The 17,675-nt window shown below is 60.5% G+C and carries 17 protein-coding genes; 6 read left to right on the top strand and 11 right to left on the bottom strand.

What is annotated here, in order from left to right; all coding sequences use genetic code 11:
* Window positions 1–68 precede the first annotated feature (68 nt).
* Window positions 69–1,784 (bottom strand): M56 family metallopeptidase, encoded by a 1,716-nt coding sequence (locus tag EKH79_RS16290; protein WP_126674873.1) that lies wholly within the window; start codon window positions 1,782–1,784, stop codon window positions 69–71.
* Window positions 1,771–2,142 (bottom strand): BlaI/MecI/CopY family transcriptional regulator, encoded by a 372-nt coding sequence (locus tag EKH79_RS16285; protein ID WP_126674872.1) that lies wholly within the window; start codon window positions 2,140–2,142, stop codon window positions 1,771–1,773. The genes EKH79_RS16290 and EKH79_RS16285 overlap by 14 nt, the downstream gene beginning before the upstream one ends.
* Window positions 2,143–2,668: 526 nt before the next feature.
* Between EKH79_RS16285 and EKH79_RS16280 the strand changes: the two genes are divergently transcribed.
* Both EKH79_RS16280 and EKH79_RS19170 read left to right on the top strand, forming a co-directional pair.
* Window positions 2,669–3,568 (top strand): right-handed parallel beta-helix repeat-containing protein, encoded by a 900-nt coding sequence (locus EKH79_RS16280; protein WP_126674871.1) that lies wholly within the window; start codon window positions 2,669–2,671, stop codon window positions 3,566–3,568.
* Between the two features lie 206 nt (window positions 3,569–3,774).
* A complete protein-coding gene (locus EKH79_RS19170; RefSeq protein ID WP_126674870.1) occupies window positions 3,775–5,130 on the top strand; it encodes a 3-oxoacid CoA-transferase subunit B in 1,356 nt (451 codons plus the stop codon).
* Window positions 5,131–5,301: 171 nt separating this feature from the next.
* Here EKH79_RS19170 and EKH79_RS16270 read toward each other — a convergent pair whose 3' ends face one another.
* The 3 genes from EKH79_RS16270 to EKH79_RS16260 all read right to left on the bottom strand — a co-directional run bounded on the left by EKH79_RS16270 (window position 5,302) and on the right by EKH79_RS16260 (window position 7,770).
* Window positions 5,302–6,288, bottom strand: a complete 987-nt coding sequence (locus tag EKH79_RS16270) for a sensor histidine kinase (protein ID WP_126674869.1) — start codon at window positions 6,286–6,288, stop codon at window positions 5,302–5,304.
* A 24-nt stretch (window positions 6,289–6,312) separates the two neighbouring features.
* Window positions 6,313–7,044, bottom strand: a complete 732-nt coding sequence (locus tag EKH79_RS16265) for a response regulator transcription factor (RefSeq protein ID WP_126674868.1) — start codon at window positions 7,042–7,044, stop codon at window positions 6,313–6,315.
* 102 nt (window positions 7,045–7,146) lie between these two features.
* Window positions 7,147–7,770: an arylesterase gene (locus tag EKH79_RS16260; RefSeq protein ID WP_126674867.1), complete on the bottom strand. Its 624-nt coding sequence runs from the start codon at window positions 7,768–7,770 to the stop codon at window positions 7,147–7,149.
* Between EKH79_RS16260 and EKH79_RS16255 the strand changes: the two genes are divergently transcribed.
* The 4 genes from EKH79_RS16255 to EKH79_RS16240 all read left to right on the top strand — a co-directional run bounded on the left by EKH79_RS16255 (window position 7,769) and on the right by EKH79_RS16240 (window position 12,966).
* Complete coding sequence (locus EKH79_RS16255; RefSeq protein ID WP_126674866.1) at window positions 7,769–8,455, top strand: ABC transporter ATP-binding protein; 687 nt, start codon at window positions 7,769–7,771, stop codon at window positions 8,453–8,455. The genes EKH79_RS16260 and EKH79_RS16255 overlap by 2 nt on opposite strands.
* Window positions 8,452–10,935 carry an ABC transporter permease gene (locus tag EKH79_RS16250; protein WP_126674865.1) on the top strand — a complete coding sequence of 828 codons (2,484 nt, stop codon included), beginning with the start codon at window positions 8,452–8,454 and terminating at the stop codon, window positions 10,933–10,935. Before EKH79_RS16255 ends, EKH79_RS16250 begins: the two co-directional genes overlap by 4 nt.
* Before the next feature lie 243 nt (window positions 10,936–11,178).
* A complete protein-coding gene (locus EKH79_RS16245) occupies window positions 11,179–11,808 on the top strand; it encodes a glutathione S-transferase family protein (RefSeq protein WP_126674864.1) in 630 nt (209 codons plus the stop codon).
* Between the two features lie 24 nt (window positions 11,809–11,832).
* On the top strand, window positions 11,833–12,966 hold the full coding sequence (locus tag EKH79_RS16240) for an SLC13 family permease (RefSeq protein WP_267900454.1): 1,134 nt from the start codon (window positions 11,833–11,835) through the stop codon (window positions 12,964–12,966).
* Here the strand turns inward: EKH79_RS16240 and EKH79_RS16235 are convergent, their stop codons facing one another.
* The 6 genes from EKH79_RS16235 to gspN all read right to left on the bottom strand — a co-directional run bounded on the left by EKH79_RS16235 (window position 12,967) and on the right by gspN (window position 17,649).
* Complete coding sequence (locus EKH79_RS16235) at window positions 12,967–13,749, bottom strand: DUF4097 family beta strand repeat-containing protein (protein WP_126674863.1); 783 nt, start codon at window positions 13,747–13,749, stop codon at window positions 12,967–12,969.
* A 130-nt stretch (window positions 13,750–13,879) separates the two neighbouring features.
* On the bottom strand, window positions 13,880–14,692 hold the full coding sequence (gene mazG, locus EKH79_RS16230) for a nucleoside triphosphate pyrophosphohydrolase (RefSeq protein ID WP_126674862.1): 813 nt from the start codon (window positions 14,690–14,692) through the stop codon (window positions 13,880–13,882).
* Window positions 14,689–15,510, bottom strand: a complete 822-nt coding sequence (gene cysQ, locus EKH79_RS16225; protein ID WP_126674861.1) for a 3'(2'),5'-bisphosphate nucleotidase CysQ — start codon at window positions 15,508–15,510, stop codon at window positions 14,689–14,691. Before cysQ ends, mazG begins: the two co-directional genes overlap by 4 nt.
* Window positions 15,507–16,064, bottom strand: coding sequence for an ADP compounds hydrolase NudE (gene nudE, locus EKH79_RS16220; RefSeq protein ID WP_126674860.1), 558 nt, complete (start codon window positions 16,062–16,064; stop codon window positions 15,507–15,509). The genes cysQ and nudE overlap by 4 nt, the downstream gene beginning before the upstream one ends.
* A 29-nt stretch (window positions 16,065–16,093) precedes the next feature.
* Complete coding sequence (locus EKH79_RS16215; RefSeq protein ID WP_126674859.1) at window positions 16,094–16,870, bottom strand: inositol monophosphatase family protein; 777 nt, start codon at window positions 16,868–16,870, stop codon at window positions 16,094–16,096.
* Window positions 16,867–17,649 (bottom strand): type II secretion system protein N, encoded by a 783-nt coding sequence (gene gspN, locus EKH79_RS16210; RefSeq protein WP_158621274.1) that lies wholly within the window; start codon window positions 17,647–17,649, stop codon window positions 16,867–16,869. The genes EKH79_RS16215 and gspN overlap by 4 nt, the downstream gene beginning before the upstream one ends.
* Between the last annotated feature and the right edge of the window lie 26 nt (window positions 17,650–17,675).

The raw sequence follows: 17,675 nt of genomic DNA, 5'->3' as shown, positions 1-17,675 counted from the left end.
CACGTGGCACCTCTTGGATACGTGGTGGAAGTATACCCACCCGCCCCGCCGTGCTCAGCCGTATGGCATCAACAACCTGCCGTCGGCAGCAAATCGATTTTGATTGTCTGCGCGGAGGCCGCCTGACCGGGTGCAGCCATCGTTCGATTGCCGATCATCACCGTCGCCTGCTGTCCAAGTTTCGTTTGGATGACCGGGTGCGTTGCTGCAGTTAGTGTGCCGCCACGCAACGAACCTTGAATCTCCATCAATCCCTGGTCGACCGGATGGACGCTGAAACTCGCCTTCCACGGTGGCACGCCATCGCTCATGCCGCTAGCTAGCGAGGCTTCTAATGGCTCGCCCGACTTGAGGCACAGCTTCATGTGCGTCTGCGCGGGTTTGTCATCGAACGCAACGTTGACGTTGAGCGTGTAAAGAGCGCCAGACTCGGTTGAAGAAGGGGCTGTTCCGACAACGTGTACGGATGTGTCGTTCACTTTTCCTGCGTGAGCTGCAACAGCACCGGCGCGCGCAGGACATCCCGCCACGGTCGCCAACTGCAGTGTGTAGAAACCATTGTCATCCTTGGCCGCTCCTTTCCCTGAAACCAGATCGCCGAGCTGTCCCCTCAAGGTGATCGGCGCTCCCACGGGCTGACCATGAGCATTCGTCACATTCACAAGTGTGTCGATGCCATCGGCTCCTGGCGTGGCAATGGCATCCAATGTCCAGCCGTGGCCGTTGATGATTCCCTTTTCACCCGGCTTTACGCACAGCGCGAGGTTCGCCTTGTCGCTAATGGTTTCCTTGGCATTCTCGGAATGAAACGCTACCGACATATTGAGCTGCAACTCACTCGCCAGCACAGCCGTCGGCGCACCCGAACTCCCCGCGTAAACCGCAAGCGAAACCGCACAAGTCAAAACACCGGTGACGAGGTAAAACATACGACGCATCACATTTCCTGGCGTGGGCTGCTTCAACATGCTGATTCGCTCCGTGAGTGGATGTCGTGAGGTCCAACTGCAACCGACGGGTAGCGGAACAACGCCGGCCTGCGTTTTCAACATGGCGTTCGCGTAAGCGCGGCGGTGCGCACTGTGTTCTCTCAGAACAGCGGCATCGCAGGCCAATTCCTGATCGTGATGAAATGCCACCAGGGAAAGCCACGCCAATGGATGAAACCAAAATACCGCGATGACTATTTCCGCCAACAGCGACCACCAATTGTCGCGTCGACGCGCATGCATGGTTTCATGAGCGAAAATCAATGCGCGCTCAGTCGCGTCATAGCGATTCTGAAAGTCCGCGGGCAACACGATGCATGCTTTCCATGTACCCACCAGCGCGGGTCCAACATCGGCATTTGTCGCTTGCACCACGGGCCATTCTGATGTGCCCAAGTCAAGCGCAACGGCATTCTTCAGGCGGCGGCGATAGTGCGACTGCTTCCGCCCGGAAGAAAACGACCTGACCAGTGCACCAACAATCCATATCGTTAGCGCGATTTCGCGCCAATCCAGGGTTGCGCCGCCATGCGTTGGCATGAGCACGTTTGGAGGCGCGAACGCCTGTGTAGCCTGCGACAGCTCGACAAACTGCAGAGCCGCCTTATGTGGCAGCTGACTCACAAGCATCGCCACCGCTGGGAGTAACCATAGCTGGAACGCACTTAGCGGTCCGAACAAACGCCGGCACGGTTTACGCAGCAACAGCACAACTAATATCGCTGCGGTAAAAGCAAGCAACCCAAACCACGCCCGTTCGGAATAAGCCGTCACGAGATGATCAATGCTGTTCATCGTCAAGCTCCTCCAGCAGCTTGCGCAGCTCGGCGATGTCTTTCTTCGTCAATTTGCGCTGCTCGGAGAAGTGCGCGACCAGCGGCGCGACGCGGCCTTCGAACAATCGATCGAGCAAGCCTTTGCTTTCCTGCGACACGTATTGCTCGCGCGTCAGACGCGGCGAGTATAGATAGCGCCGCCCTTCACGCTCGGCCTTCACGGCTTTCTTGGTCAGCAGGCGATTGAGCAGGGATTTGACGGTTCCTTCCTGCCAATCCTGCTGCGAGCCCACCTCGGCGAGGATTTCCTCGGCGGTACGAGGCGCCTGCCGCCACAGCACTTCCATGATCACCGCCTCCGCTTCGCTTATTGCCATGACGCCACCGTTTACATGTGTAAGCGTAATTATGTTTACGTACGTAAACGTTATAAGTCAAGCGCTCGTGCTCAATGGCAGATAGGGCCGGCCAGTTGCCCCCAGAATGTACTGATACGCCTTGCGCGGCGTATGTGGCCATGAAGCAGGCCAATGCATACGTGGGCTCTCTGCATCTCTTCCGCACCGAACCGCAGCACGGCAAGCATCCGTTCGACGCCGATCTGCGGTTAAGACCGACAACGAACCGCCGCCATCCTCAGCGTGACGAAGACGTGACAAGCCCTGGCGCCAACTCCTTGTCGCGACAGCTTTTATGGCCGTGAAAAGCCAGAAGCAACGGTTCTGCGCGACGACGCCGTGCAAGCACTCTAACGTGACGCTCGTCACATAATTTCGGTTATTCTTAAAGTGACGGTGCAGAGCTCCTGCACCGAAGGGGGATGCCTGTCGTGAAGCTCATTGGACCTGCTGCAGGGTCAGGCATCGTGTGCGCTAACGTTTCTTGCCAATAAGGGGAAGTGCGATGAAACGACTTTTGAAATTGCTTTTATCTACACTCGTGCTGGCCGTCGTTTTCACAACGACTGCCCACGCACAAGCAACGCGAACCTGGGTCTCGGGTGTTGGTGACGACGCCAACCCATGCAGCCGTACTGCGCCTTGCAAGACGTTCGCAGGGGCCATTGCCAAAACTGCCGCAAGCGGCGAAATCGATGTATTGGACCCGGGTGGCTTTGGCGCGCTAACCATTACCAAGGCCATCACTATCGACGGTGGCGGTAATTTGGCTGGCGTATTGGTTGCCGGAACAAATGGCTTTACCGTTGCGGCAGGGTCTACCGATACCGTGATCCTGCGCAACTTGGCATTTAACGGCATCGGCGCTCCAACACCGGGACTGGATGGCGTAGACATTCTGAGCGCGGGCAATGTGATTATTCAGCATTGCACCTTTGAAGGCTTTAGCCAGGCAAACGTTGAGCTCAACATGTCGACGGCGGTCCACGTTGTTCTGGAAGACACCACGATGGTTGGGGGCGCTGATGGCGTGCTTGTCGATGGCACTTCAGGACCTGCACCCGTGACCGCCCTTTTGAACAACGTCACGATTCAAGGCGCAGCCGTTGGGCTTGATACAAGACGCGGACACATCGATGTAACGCACTCAAGCTTGCAGAACAACACGACCGATGGCGCTTTGGCCGAATCGGGCAGCATCGACGTGCAGAGCAGTGTGTTCTCCGAAGAAGGCACCGCGGTCGATGCAAAGTCCGGAGCGATGGTCAGCTTTTCAGATGTAGGCTTCTTTAACAATGGCGTTGGCATTGGGTCTGGCGGTGGCGTCCTCGCGTCGGGCGGCAACAACCGCATGGCGGGTAACTCTACGCCGGGTACTCCTACGACTAAACTAGTCGTGCAATAAGCATTAAATCCAGATGATTTAAACAAGCCCATGGGATCGCTCCTATGGGCTTTTTTCTTGCTCACACGGGAATGCTCCGCAAGCTGATATGACGATCTGAGGCATGAATCCACCCTGCCCCTTACCACTCATCTACGCACGACATGAGGCCGCTGCGTTTCGTCGTATCCTATGCAGCTGTCCCTCCCCGCACGAAAGGCCCACTCATGGACAAGGTTTATGCAAGCGCTGCGCAGGCTCTGGAAGGTGTTCTGTTCGATGGCATGACTATCGCGGCAGGCGGTTTCGGTCTTTGCGGCATTCCGGAAAACCTGATCGGCGCGTTGCTTGAAGCAGGCACGAAGGATTTGACGATCGTCGGCAACAATGCTGGCGTGGATGATTTCGGCATGGGTCCGTTGCTGAAGACGCGTCAGGTCAAGCGCGTGTACGCCTCCTACGTGGGCGAGAACAAGGAATTCGAGCGCCAGGTGCTGGCGGGTGAATTGGAACTGCATCTGGTGCCGCAGGGTACCCTGGCAGAAAAGCTGCGCGCAGGCGGCGCGGGCATTCCCGGCTTCTATACGCGCACCGCGTTCGGCACCAAGCTTGCCGACGGCAAGGAAACGAAGAAGTTCGGTGACAAGGAGTATGTGCTGGAAGAAGCGATCCATGCCGACGTTTCCATCGTCAAGGCGTGGAAGGGCGACATGCTCGGTAACCTCGTCTTCCACAAGACCGCGCGTAACTTCAACCCGATGATTGCGACCTGCGGCAAGGTCTGTATCGCTGAAGTAGAAGAACTTGTTGACGTAGGCGTACTCGGCGCGGATGAAATCCATCTGCCTGGCATTTATGTCGATCGCATCCTGCAAGGTCCGAGCTACGAAAAGCGCATCGAGTTCCGCACGATCGCAGGTGCGAACACCGGCAAGGAAAGTCCGATCCGCATCGCCATGGCCAAGCGCGCGGCGAAAGAATTGCGCGATGGCTTTTACGTCAATCTCGGCATCGGCATTCCGACGCTGGTGGCGAATTACATTCCCGAGAATATCGATGTGACGCTGCAATCGGAAAACGGTTTGCTCGGGATCGGCCCGTTCCCGGACGACGCACATGTCGATCCCGATCTGATCAACGCCGGCAAGCAAACCATCACCAGCCTGCCCGGTTCCAGCTATTTCTCCAGCGCCGAATCGTTCGCGATGATTCGCGGCGGCCATATCGACCTGTCGATTCTTGGCGGCCTGGAAGTGTCCTGCACCGGCGATCTGGCCAACTGGATGGTGCCCGGCAAGATGGTGAAGGGTCCCGGTGGCGCCATGGATTTGGTGAGCGGGGTCAAGCGCGTGGTCGTGCTGATGGAGCACACCGCGAAAGACGGTTCGCCGAAGATCAAGGACGAATGCGACCTGCCGCTGACCGGCAAGCAAGTCGTCGATCTGATCATCACCGACCTGTGCGTGTTCGAAGTGGAAAAAGGCAAAGGCCTGACGCTGATCGAACTGCAGGAAGGCGTTACGGTGGATGAAGTGAAGGCGAAGACGGGTTGTGCATTCAAGGTGCATGCATCGCTGCAGTGAGGTTTCGAATCACTCCCTTCTCCCCTACGGGGAGAAGGTGGCCCGCAGGGTCGGATGAGGGGTCAGTCTCGTGTTAATGGTGGTCACGGAGACGGATCATGGATGCGTCATCGCAAGATTCGCCCCTCACCCCAGCCCTCTCCCCACAGGGGAGAGGGAGTGAAAAGCGGATCACGCCGGCACAGGCATCGGATTCGGGAAACGAATCTCCGCGACGTAGGTGTTGCCACCCTGCACGTGCAAATCGAGCGGCCACGCGAAGCGCTCGCTGATACGCCGCGCAATCGCATACTCGAAGCCCTGCTGTCCGGGACCACCCGACTCTTCTTCGGCACCGGCCTTGGCCGACACGCTCACCGCACCTGGGAGTACGGTCACCAGCACCGTACCTTGTCCCGTGTATTGGCTTGCGTGACGAATCAACTGCCAACACAGCACGGCGAATACGCGCGGTGAACCGTGCAGCGCAAATTTTGCCGGTTCCTCGAACCTCAGTTCGACCGGATGACCGTGCAGCATCTCGCGCGCATCGACCAGTTCATCGCGCAGCACGTCGTTCACTACGAAATCCTGTTCGCCCTGACCGTTGTCGGCTTCGCGCGCCAGAATCAGCAAGGCTTCGACCAAGGCTTCCATTTCGCGTGACGCGCGGCGGATACGCTGCACGGACCGCTGACCGAATTCGCTGAGCGACGATTCGTCGGCCAGCATATCGGTCGACATTTTGATGACGGTGAGCGGGCTGCGCAGTTCATGGCTCGCGTCGCGGGTGAAGTTGCGCTCACGTTCGTTGTAGCCGGCGATACGGCTGGCGAAGGCATGAAACCCGCGTGTGAGCGCGGCCACATCACGATCGGTACGGTTCGATAGCCGATCCGTCTGAAACGCCTCAGGATCACCGCTTCCTTCGCTCCAGCTGCCAATCAAATGCGCGAGCGAACTTATTGGGCGCCACACGCGCTCGGCTGCGAGCCAAGCCAGCGCACTGACAATCACGATCACCAGCAGCACAGCCCCAAACGGAGCCACGTCGTAGAAACCCATCAGGCAAACCACGACCACCGCCACGAGTTGCATGCCGAAAATCAGCATCAACCGGCGTTGAAAGCCGCCGCGCACGCGCGCGGCGGATCGAGTTGTACCACCCCTAGTTGTCATGGAAATGCTTTTTGGGTTGTGGGGCTAAGCAATGTGACTTGTTGCGGTGGTCTCCGCATCCAGATCCGCCAGACGGTAGCCCGCCGAGTGAATGGTATGCAGCAGCGGCCGATCGAAGGGTTTGTCGATCACGCGCCGCAGGTTGTAGAGGTGGGAACGCAGAGTGTCGGAATCGGGCAGCGTATCGCCCCAGATTTCGCGTTCGATATCGCGACGGCTGACGACGCGCGGCGATTCGCGCATCAGGATCGCCAGCAGCTTCAGGCCGATCGGCGAGACCGTCAGCTCCTGACCACCGCGCGTCAGACGCAAGGTCGCGGTATCGAGCGTCATGTCGCCCACCGTCAGTACCTCGCTGGAGACCTGGCGGCGGTCGCGGCGGATCAAGGCACGCAGGCGTGCTTCGAGCTCGCGTACTTCGAACGGCTTGACCAGATAGTCGTCGGCGCCGGCTTCCAGGCCGACCAGTTTGTCTTCCAGCGTGTCGCGTGCGGTCAGCATCAGCACCGGGGTGGATTTCTTCGCGTCGCCGCGCAGCTTGCGGCAGACGTCCAGGCCGTCGATGCCCGGAAGCATCAGGTCCAGCACCACCACGTCGTAGCTATTGGAAACTGCCAGGTGCAGGCCACTGACGCCGTCCTGAGCAAAATCAACGGAGTAGCCGCGGCGTTCCAGGAACTCACCCACCATCTCTGCGATTTGGCGGTTGTCTTCGACCAGAAGGATCAGTCCGGCATGTTCGTCTCTTGAACTCATGATTGCCCTCGTCACTGCGGTGATCTTCACATTTGTGAAAGGCTACTGGCCGGGGTAGTAAGAACGATGTGAATTCCACTGGACGAAACCGTGGACGGCTCCTCAGTGCAGCAAGGGTTCAAGTTGCGGCCAGACAGTGTTCAGGACAATTGGCTCTCCAGCGGCGATGGGGTGCAGGCCGTCCTCCTGCATCAGCTCGGGCCTCAGGGCCACCCCTTCAAGCAGGAAGGGCACCAAGGCCGTATGCTTTTCCCTGGCCAGATCGGCATAGATCGCCCGCAGGCCGTCCCGGTACTGCGGTCCGTAGTTCACCGGCATCTCGATGCCCAGCAGCAGCACCTTCGCGCCCGCGTGCTGGGCGGCGTCCACCATCGCGGTGAGGTTGTCCCGCAGGTTCGGGAGAGGAAGCCCCTGGAGCCCGTCATTCGCCCCCAGTTCGATGACAACGATGCGCGGGTGGTATTGCGCCAGCAGGCCCGGCAGGCGATTGCGGCCGCTCAGCGAGGTCTCGCCGCTGATACTGGCATTGACGACCGTCCAGCCCGGCTCCATGTCGTTAAGACGTACTTCCAGCAGATGCACCCAACCCGCTTCTACCGGAATGTTGTGCGCGGCGGACAGTGAATCGCCCAGCACGATGACCGTCTTCGCGGCCGTTTTCGCCGGTGCAGCGTGCAGGGCGCCGATACCGCAAAGCAAAACAAGCAAACAAAGGAAACGACGCATGAGTGATGGTTCTCGTCCGGTCCTCGAAGTTCGGGATGTTAGCAAGTCGGTGAACGGGCCCGAGGGGCGGCTGGATATCCTCAGCAACGTCGCCATGCAGGTGAACACGGGCGAGAGCTTCGCCATCGTCGGTGCATCCGGATCGGGCAAGACCACGCTGCTGGGCCTGCTTGCCGGACTGGACACGCCCACGAGCGGCAGCATCCAGCTGGATGGTCATGCGCTGGAACAGCTCGATGAAGAAGCCCGCGCGGACATCCGCCGCCGTCTGGTCGGCTTCGTTTTCCAGTCGTTTCATCTGCTGCCCGCGCTCACTGCCGAACAGAACGTGATGCTTCCGCTGGAACTGGAAGGCAATCCGGCTGCACGCGAACGAGCGCGCGAGGCGCTGGAGGCCGTCGAGTTGAGTGGCCGCCGCAAGCACTACCCTGCGCAGTTATCCGGTGGCGAACAGCAACGCGTGGCGATTGCGCGCGCGTTTGTGCATAGCCCGCGTGTTTTGTTCGCCGACGAACCCACCGGCAATCTCGATCGCCGCACGGGCCGTCATGTTTGCGATCTGATGTTTGCGTTGAATCGCGATCATGGCACCACGCTGGTACTGGTCACGCACGATCTGCAATTGGCAGAGCGGTGCATGCGTAGTGTCGAGCTGCAGGAAGGCCGGCTGGAGCCGCTGGCATGAAGATGCTGCTGCTTGCCTTGCGCAGTCTTCGCCGTGAATGGCGACTGCCCGAGCTTCGCACGCTGGCGGCATCGCTGGTGCTTGCCGTGGTCGCGCTGGGTGTCGTCGCCACACTTACCGCGCGCATGGAGCATGGCGTACTCGCCAGTGCGGCCGAATTGATCGGCGGCGACCTGGGTGTCTCCGCACCGCAAAACATTCCCGACACATTCGCCAGCGCCGGCCGCGAACGCGGACTTGCGATAACGCGCACGGCAAGTTTCCCGAGCGTCGCGTTCGCGCAACAGCAGAGTCAGCTGCTCGACGTGCTTGCTACCGATACCGCCTATCCCTTGCGCGGTACGCTGCTGGTTGGCGACGGCCGCGGGCATCAGGTCGTCGGACACGGTCCCGAGGCGGGCACCGTCCTGCTTGACCATCGCGCGTTGGTTGCACTGCATAAAGCGGTTGGCGACACGGTACAGCTCGGCGGCCGCGATCTGCGTATCGCTGGCGAATTGCTGCAGGAACCAGACGGCGGCGAACTGGTGGCGATGGCGCCGCGCGCCCTGATGAGTCTCAGCGACGCCGAACAAGCAGGCCTACTCGGAGTAGGCAGCCGAGCGCGGCATAGCCTGCTGTTGGCGGGCGAACCTGCTGCCGTGCAGCGCTGGCGCCTATGGGCGCAATCGATGGCGCTCCCGCAAGGCGGTGAACTCATCACGCCGGAACAAACGCAGGAGCGAATGCGCAATGCGTTCGATCGTGCTGGTTCGTTTCTTCGCTTGACTGCCCTGCTTTCAGCGTTGCTATCGGGCGTGGCGATTGCACTGGCGTCGCAACGCTACGCGCGGCGCAAGACGAACGAGGTATCGCTATTACGTGCATTGGGCACATCACGTGGACGCGTGCTCACACTGCTGCTTGGCACGCTTGGCGGCCTTGCGCTGCCTTCAGCGTTGATCGGCGTGCTGCTCGCACTTGCCCTGGCGCAAGGTGCGTGGATGTTTGCCAGTCAGATGTTCGCTGGCGTGCCGACCGATTTGCCCATCCTTCCCTCTCTCGCTGCAGCGTGCATGGGCATCGCTGTACTCGTCGGCTTCGCGCTGCCGCCGCTAGTGCGGCTTGCCGACATACCGCCCGTCGCCGTGTTTCGCGCGAGCCTTGCGCGCCGCATACGCCGCTTCGATGTGCTGTATCTAATACCCGTCGCTGTCGCGCTGGCACTCATCTGGCGTTTGAGCGGATCGGCGCAGCTAGCGGGGATTCTTGCTGCCAGCCTGTTGGGTGTCGCGGCCGTTTCGGCATTGCTCGCGGCATTGTTGCTGTGGGTAGCGCGACGCATTGCACCAGGCGGACACCCTGCGTTGCGATTGGGCATGGCGGCGCTCGCACGTCGTCGTGGTTTGAGCATCGTGCAAGCCACTGCGCTGAGCATGGGCCTCACTGCGCTGCTCCTGCTCGCGGTCGTCGCACCATCACTGCTCGATGGCTGGCGCCAGGAACTGCCTTCCGATACACCGAACTGGTTTGTGCTCAATTTGCAGGACGATCAGCGCGCCGATTTTTCGCAGGCGCTGTCACGCATCGGCGGCAATCAACTGAACATGATGCCGCTTGCGGTCGGCAAGTTGACGACGATCAATGGGCAACCCGTCGATCGGATGAATTTGAAGGACGATCGCGCGAAAGACTCTGCCGACCGCCAGCTTCGTCTTTCGTGGTCGAATGACCTGCCGCCATCGAATACGGTGATTGCAGGCCAGTGGTTTACGCCGAATCCGGCGCAGGCGGAAGTTTCGGCGGATACGATGTGGCGCGACATGTATCACCTGAAAATCGGCGATACGATGCGTTTCGAAGTCGGCGAAGGTCAGCTCGATGCGCGGGTGACCAGCTTTCGTCACGTGGACTGGAGTTCGTTCCGCGTGAACTTCTTCCTGCTGCTCGATCCCACGCATGCCAATGCACTACCGCATACGTGGCTTGCCAGCTTTTATCTGCCTCGCGGCAATACCGAAGCGCTTGCAGCGTTGTCGCGCACGTATCCGAACCTGAGTCTGGTCGATGTCGATGCATTGCTCGATCGCGTTCGCGAGATCGTGCAACGCGTGACCGGTGCGGTGCGCTGGGTGCTCGGTTTCAGTTTGCTTGCCGGTGCGCTCGTGCTTTCCGCGGCATTGGCCACCAGCGGCCAGGAACGTCGCCATGAAGCTGCACTACTCCGCACGCTGGGTGCGCGTCGTGGACTATTGCGCGTGGCAGCGGCTTGCGAATTCGCGATGCTTGGCTTGATCGCTGGTGTCACCGCAGCGCTCGGCGCGATGGTAGGTGGCTGGTGGCTGGGACGCAGCGTGTTTCATATCAAGGATTTCATGCCACATCCGATACCACTTGCTATCGCTGCGTTGGCTGCTGCAGTCGTGGTGATGCTGCTCGGTCTCGCGGGCACGCGGAAGGTGACGCATACACCGCCGATGCGATTGTTGCGCGCGGAGTAAGGCCGCTCGCTTTTTATCTCCTCCCCTGCTTGCAGAGCCTGCCCCGGAATGATTTTGTCCGGGGGGAGGGTTAGGGAGGGGTCGCACGAGCTTGCCGCAAGGGTGATCGGCTTCACCCGGCCCCGACCCTCCCCTACTTTACGTAGGGGAGGGAGTTAGTTGTGGCGAGTGTGAAACCAAACGCTCCGCACCGCCTCGCGCTAACAGGTACGATAAGAATCTCCCTTTGGATGAGCATGACGCATGTACACGCTCTACTACTCCCCCGGCACAGCCAGCATGGTGATACATCAGGCGCTGCTCGAAACCGGCGCCGATTACAAACTGGAACTGGTCGATTTCGACAAGGATGCACAGCACAACGCCGAGTATCTGAAGCTCAATCCGCACGGACATGTACCAGTACTGGTTATCGACGGGCGCACCGTTTTCGAATCGGTGGCGCTTCTCATCATTCTGGGTGAGCGTCATCCAGACTCCAAACTGATGCCTCCCGCAGGCACCCCCGCGCACGACACGTGGTTGCAGTGGGCGATTTATCTCAGCAATGCGCTGATGTCTACGTACCGGTTCTGGTTCTATCCCTACGAACTCGGTGCGGACGAACACGATCCGGCGATCCGTGCGGCCTTGCAGCACAAGATCGAAACCATCTGGGATCGGCTCGACGCGCATCTGTCGGCGAACGGCCCCTATATGCTCGGCAACGATGTGTCCGGTGTGGATTTGCTGCTGACCATGCTGATGCGCTGGTCGCGCAAAATGCCGCGCCCGGCCACCGAATGGCCCGCGCTGAAACGGCTTGCCGATTTGGTGCGTGCTCGCCCAAGCTGGAAGCGCCTGTACGAACTGGAAGGATTGAGCGAGTGGTGATGCATTGCAGATGTGCAAACGCTTGTGAGTACTGAGGACGTCGCATCTTACGACTGGCGTAGCCGCTTGAAGCGTGAGTGGCTGCTGCTGTTATTTGTCGCACTCACAATGATGCTGGCATGCATCGATCCGCAGCCGTTTGCACGCTATGAGCGCTGGTTGCAGCTGCCGACGTTGTGCGGCTTGCTCGGCCTGCTGATCGCTATCCAGGGCATTCGCGACAGCGGTCTGATTCAGCGCATCGCCGGCATGACGGTGGCGCGCGTGCACTCCCTGCGCGCCGTGGGTCTGCTGATGGTGAGCATGACGGCCGTGCTCTCGATAGTGCTGACCAACGACGTGAGCCTGTTCCTGATGGTGCCGTTGACGGTTGCTATCGGCGGCATGTCCAACCTGCCAGTGCTACGTATGGCGATTCTGGAAGCGTTGGCGGTTAACGCCGGGTCCACACTCAGCCCCATCGGTAATCCACAGAATCTGCTGATCTGGCAGCACGGTCAGATTCCGTTTCTGCAGTTCGTCGGCCACATGTTGCCAGCATCGGCCGTGATGTTCGTTCTAGTCGCGCTGCTCACCTGGTTCTGGCTGCCGAAAGACAAGGTTGAACTGCAGGCAGAGCGACTGGACGGTCACCCGATCTCCGTATCGCTGGCGATTCTGTCCATTGTCAGTCTCGCGATGATGGTGCTGATGATGGAACGCGGTCACGCTCCGCTTGGAGCGTTGTTGCTGGTCGTGCCATTCGCGCTTTTTTCATGGCGCAGCCTGAAGCACATCGACTGGTTTTTGATGGCGACATTCGCGGCCATTTTTCTGGGTCTCGGCCACTTCGCTGCATTGCCCGCGGTCGAGCATGCGCTGGACAAGATCGATTTCAATCAACCGTTGGCGCTGTATCTCAGCGGCATCGTCAGTTCGCAGTTGATCAGCAACGTGCCGGCAACGGTGCTGCTGCTCGATCGCGGTCCGGACATCATGGCGCTGGCAGTGGCGGTGAATGTCGGTGGCTTCGGTGTCGTGATTGGATCGCTGGCCAATCTGATCGCGTTGCGCTTAGCAAAACAGCCGCATGGGATGCGGCTGTTTCACGAGGTTTCCATTCCGTTTTTGCTGATCTGCGCACCACTGGTTTATATAGCGATGCGCTTGCTGAGCTGATCAGTCGTCATCGTCATGCGGCACGCTTACCTTGCCGCCTATATTGTCGTGCGTGATGTCGCCACTGCCCTTGGCACCGACAGTCAGATCGCCGTGCACGTTGATCGCTTTGAGATCGCCTGAACCAAGCGTTCCCACCGTTACGCTTCCGCCCACCTCATCCAGCTCGACATCGCCGGAACCGACGCTGCCAATGCGTACATCGGCGTGCACGTTGCGCACCCGAAGATCGCCCGAACCGATGGAACCGGCGCGCAAGCTGCCGACGTCGGTGACTTCGACGTCACCCGAGCCGTTCGTCACGTTGACGGCTCCGGCAATATTGCGGATGTGCAGATCGCCCGAACTGGTGTCTGCGTCCAGCTGGCTGAAGCCGCCGACATAGGCGTCGCCGGAGTCGGCGGTCAACGAGACCGGCATGTTCGAAGGCAGTTGCATCTGCAGCTCGACATACTCATACGAGGTTTCGACGCCGAAAATCTGGACGTTGAGTCCATGCGAAGAGCCAACATCGATGATCAGCTGATCGCCTTCGCGATGCGAGGTGACCTGCAGATTGTCCAGCGCCGATTGCGAGGACGAGCATGCACGTCCGGTGGCGTTCAGACCCGCGGCGCTGCCGGTGCCGGCCAGATGCAGGTCATGGCTGTGCACATCGATCTGCACGCCTCGTACGCCGGACAGATCGTCATGCAGATTTCGCGGTGCTGAGTAACGGCAGTCGTCGGCCATGGCGGCCAGCGGTATCGATAGCAGGGCGAGAAGAACGAGGGTGCGGCGCATGCAGAATCTCCAGTCAATGTTCACAGGCTCAGATGCTTGCCAGCCCGAAAAGGTTGAATACCTGCCTGGTCCTACCGGGCAATCATCGGCCTAAAGCCCTGCTTTTCCCCGACCGTGGGCCAGACAAGCATCAGCCCTTGCGCTCTTCGGCTTTCGCCCGTCGCCAAAGCGCTTCCTGGGCGGCAAGGTCCGAGGCCGATAGTGGCTGTCCTTCGTCAGCCGACAGCTGCTCCATGCGCCGGAAGCGGCGCTCGAATTTCGCGTTCGCGTGCTTCAGCGCCAGGGCAAAATCCACCCCGGCGTGCCGGGCCAGGTTCACCGCCACGAACAGCACATCGCCAATCTCGTCTTCCAGCCGGGCGTGATGCGCGCCGGCTTCGAATTCGGCCTGCACTTCGGCTAGTTCTTCGTGAAGCTTTTCGATGACCGGCCTGTGATCGGGCCAGTCGAACCCCACCGTCGCCGCGCGCTGCTGCAACTTCATGGCACGCTGCCACTCAGGCTGACCGCGCGATACCCCCGCCATCACGCTGTCGTCGTGCGGCGCGCCCTTGGCGGCACGCTCGCTGGCCTTGATCTCGTCCCACGCGCGCTTTTGCTCGTCGAGATCGGCATAAGTGACATCGCCAAAGACATGCGGATGACGGCGGCGCATTTTGTCGCTGATCGTGTGCGCGACGTCGTCGAAATCGAACAGCTCCAGTTCTTTCGCCATCTGCGCATGGAACACGACCTGCAGGAGCAGATCGCCCAGTTCGTCCTGCAGATCGTGCCAGTCGCGGCGGTCGATGGCGTCGGCGACTTCGTAGGCTTCCTCGACGGTGTACGGCGCGATAGTGCTGAAATCCTGCTTCACATCCCACGGGCAGCCGCGTTCGGGATCGCGCAGGCGCGCCATGATCGCAAGCAAATCGTCGAGGTCGTAGCGCGTTTGCGCACTCATGGCAGTCCCGCTTCGCGCAAGCGTGCGGCCCAGTCGATACCTGCATCGCCGACGGCCAAAAATTCGGGATTGATCAGGGATTCGCCGCGGTTGTAATGCAACCGTGTACCGGTCAGATCGAGCACGGCGCCGCCCGCCTCTTCGAGCACGCATTGTGCCGCGGCGGTGTCCCATTCGCTGGTGGGACCGCGACGCAGATAGACGTCCGCAGCACCCCGCGCAATCAGGCAGAACTTCAGCGACGAGCCTAGCGGTTGCAGTTGGTAATCCTCGCCGAGCAGGCGCCGCATGATCGCTTCGGCCGAGCCACCATGCGAACGGCTGCCTGCTGCAACCGGCGGCTTGGCCAAATTGCGCGCGTAGATGCGCTCCCATTCGGCATCGGGTTGCACCTGCCACCAAGCGCCGCGTCCGCGCGCAGCGACGTAGAGATCTTCGGTCGCCGGGGCGAGCACGACGCCCATCACCGGCTCGCCGTTATCGATCAACGCAATGTTGACGGTGAACTCGCCGTTGCGTTTGACGAATTCGCGCGTGCCGTCGAGCGGATCGACCAGCCAGTAACGCGACCACTGGCGACGCTCTTCCCAGGGCGCCTGCCGTGCCTCTTCCGAGACGATGGGCAACACCGGATCAAGTTGCGCCAGACCCGCGACGATGACTTTCTGCGCGGCGAGATCGGCCGCCGTCAGCGGCGACTGATCGGCTTTGACTTCGACATCGAAGTCCTGGCGGTACACCGTCATGATCGCATCGCCGGCACTGCGTGCCAGCGCGCCAATTTGCATCAGCAAGGGATTGCCGGGCATGTCGCTCATGCGATTTTCAACCGCCCGGCGAGGTACTCGCGCGCCATGAAAAGTGCCGCAATGGAGCGACCCTCGGTCACGTCATCGCGCGACACGAGTGTGTGCAGGTCGGCGAGTTTCCACGGTACGACTTCCAGCTCTTCGGGCTCGTCGCCAACCAGGCGTTCCGGATAGAGATCCTGCGCCAGCACGACATGGGCCATGTGCGTCATGTACGCGGGCGACAAGGACAGGTTGTGCAGAATCTTGAGCTTTCGCGCGCCGTAGCCGACTTCTTCCTTCAACTCGCGATCGGCGCCCTGCTCGACCGTTTCATCGCGATCGAGGCGGCCTTTGGGCAAACCCAATTCGTAACGCTCCACACCCACACCGTATTCGCGCACCAGCAACACGGTTTCATCGTCGATCATCGGCACGATGATGACCGCACCCAGGCCACTGCCTTTCAGGCGTTCGTAGGTGCGATGTTCGCCGTTGGAAAACTCCAGCTCCACCTTTTCCGCATGGAGAAAGCTGCTGGCATCGGAGTCGCGTTTGCTGTGGATGATGGGATAGCGTGGCATCGGGAGATTGTAACCCTTCGTCGTCAGGCTTATAGGGCAAGCCGCTTGAGCGCCTGTGCGTGAATCGCCGGGGTGCCGGCGAGGACGCTGCGCGTTTCCAGCGTGAGCGGCTGGCCTTCCAGATCGGTGAATACCCCGCCCGCTTCGCGCACGATCACGGCCAATGCGGCGATGTCCAGAATGTTCAGATCCGACTCGATCACTAGATCCAGCGAACCGCGCGCCAGCAAATGGTAGTGGCAGAAATCGCCGTACCCGCGGATGCGATTGCTGTCGCGAATCATCGCGCCCAGCGCTTGCCAGCGTGCGTCGGCAGTCATCGTTTTTACGTTGCCGGTGGATAGCGACGCTTGCGACATGTCGGCGGTCTGCGCAACATGCACGCGCTGGCCATCGAGCCACGCACCGCCGCCCACGCTCGCCCACATGGTTTCGCCGTAGATCGGTGCGCTGGATACGCCGAGTACCAGTTCACCTTCATGCATCAATGCAATCTGCGTGGAGAAAAACGGCGTGCGGCGTACGAAACTTTTGGTGCCGTCCAGCGGATCGACCAGCCAGAGCAATCCGTCGCGATCGCCATCGAGACCGAATTCTTCGCCATAAATCGCCGCATCCGGTAGCGCGGCAGTGAGTACGGCGCGGATCGCCTTCTCCGCTTCCCGATCGGCAATCGTTACCGGCGTGGCGTCGGATTTGATTTCCACCTCCACACCACGCTGCCAGTAATAGCGAATCACTTCGGCCGCTGCTGCTGCGGCATCGCGTGCTGCCTGAAGTGCCACGTTCCATCGCTGCTCGTTCATTGCGCTCCCTGGGTCGAGTTCATTTGCGCCAGACCGCCACGATAACCGAGTCGAACCGTGCCGTCCGCCTCGGGGCGTCCAAGGGTGTGCAGCCATTGCGTCAGTACGGGATCGTCCTTGCGCGGTTTGAGGCTCATTTGCAGACTCCAGCCGAGCGGGCTGAAGGATAGAAGACCGCTCATATGCAGCGCCCCATCGCCATCGTCGCTCAGCGTGGCCTGCAGCACGCCGTTGTCGCCCGTGATCTGCGCGGACATATCGCCCAGCGTCGCGACGCCTTGAGCCGTATGGACGGCTGCATGAGCCCAGTGCGCGGCTGCATCGACCTGCATCGGCCAACCGCCCTGCAGTTGCGCCCGTGCGACGGTGAGCTTGAGCTGGCCCACCGGCTTGGCATGCAACCACGGCTGCACATCGAGCATCGACGGGTCCAGCGACAGCGTGACATCGCGCCACTCATCCTGCGTGTTCGACAGCTCGTGCATGTGCCCTTGAAAGCTGAGCTGCGGCTGCTGAAGACGCAGATCCAGATCGATATCGCCAAGCAATGCACGCCGGGACAGCGACCACTCGACCGTTCCCAACGGCTCACCGGCGCCCGTCGACACTTGTTCGGCCTTCCCCTGCCACACCGTGCCCGTGACCTGTTGCAGCTGCAGTCCATGCAGGCGTGACCGCAGGACAGGCACTGCCCAGCTTGCGGGCAGCCACCAGACAATCGCTGCTAGCACTGCAACGAGCACGACAAGACCAATCAGAACGATGCGCAAGCGTTTCATCACCATGATTTTCCGCAAGAAAATGC

This window comes from Dyella dinghuensis (assembly GCF_003977615.1).
GTDB lineage: Bacteria > Pseudomonadota > Gammaproteobacteria > Xanthomonadales > Rhodanobacteraceae > Dyella_B > Dyella_B dinghuensis.
Note: the sequence above shows the minus strand (reverse complement) of the source record. Positions and strands in the feature narration are given on the sequence as shown.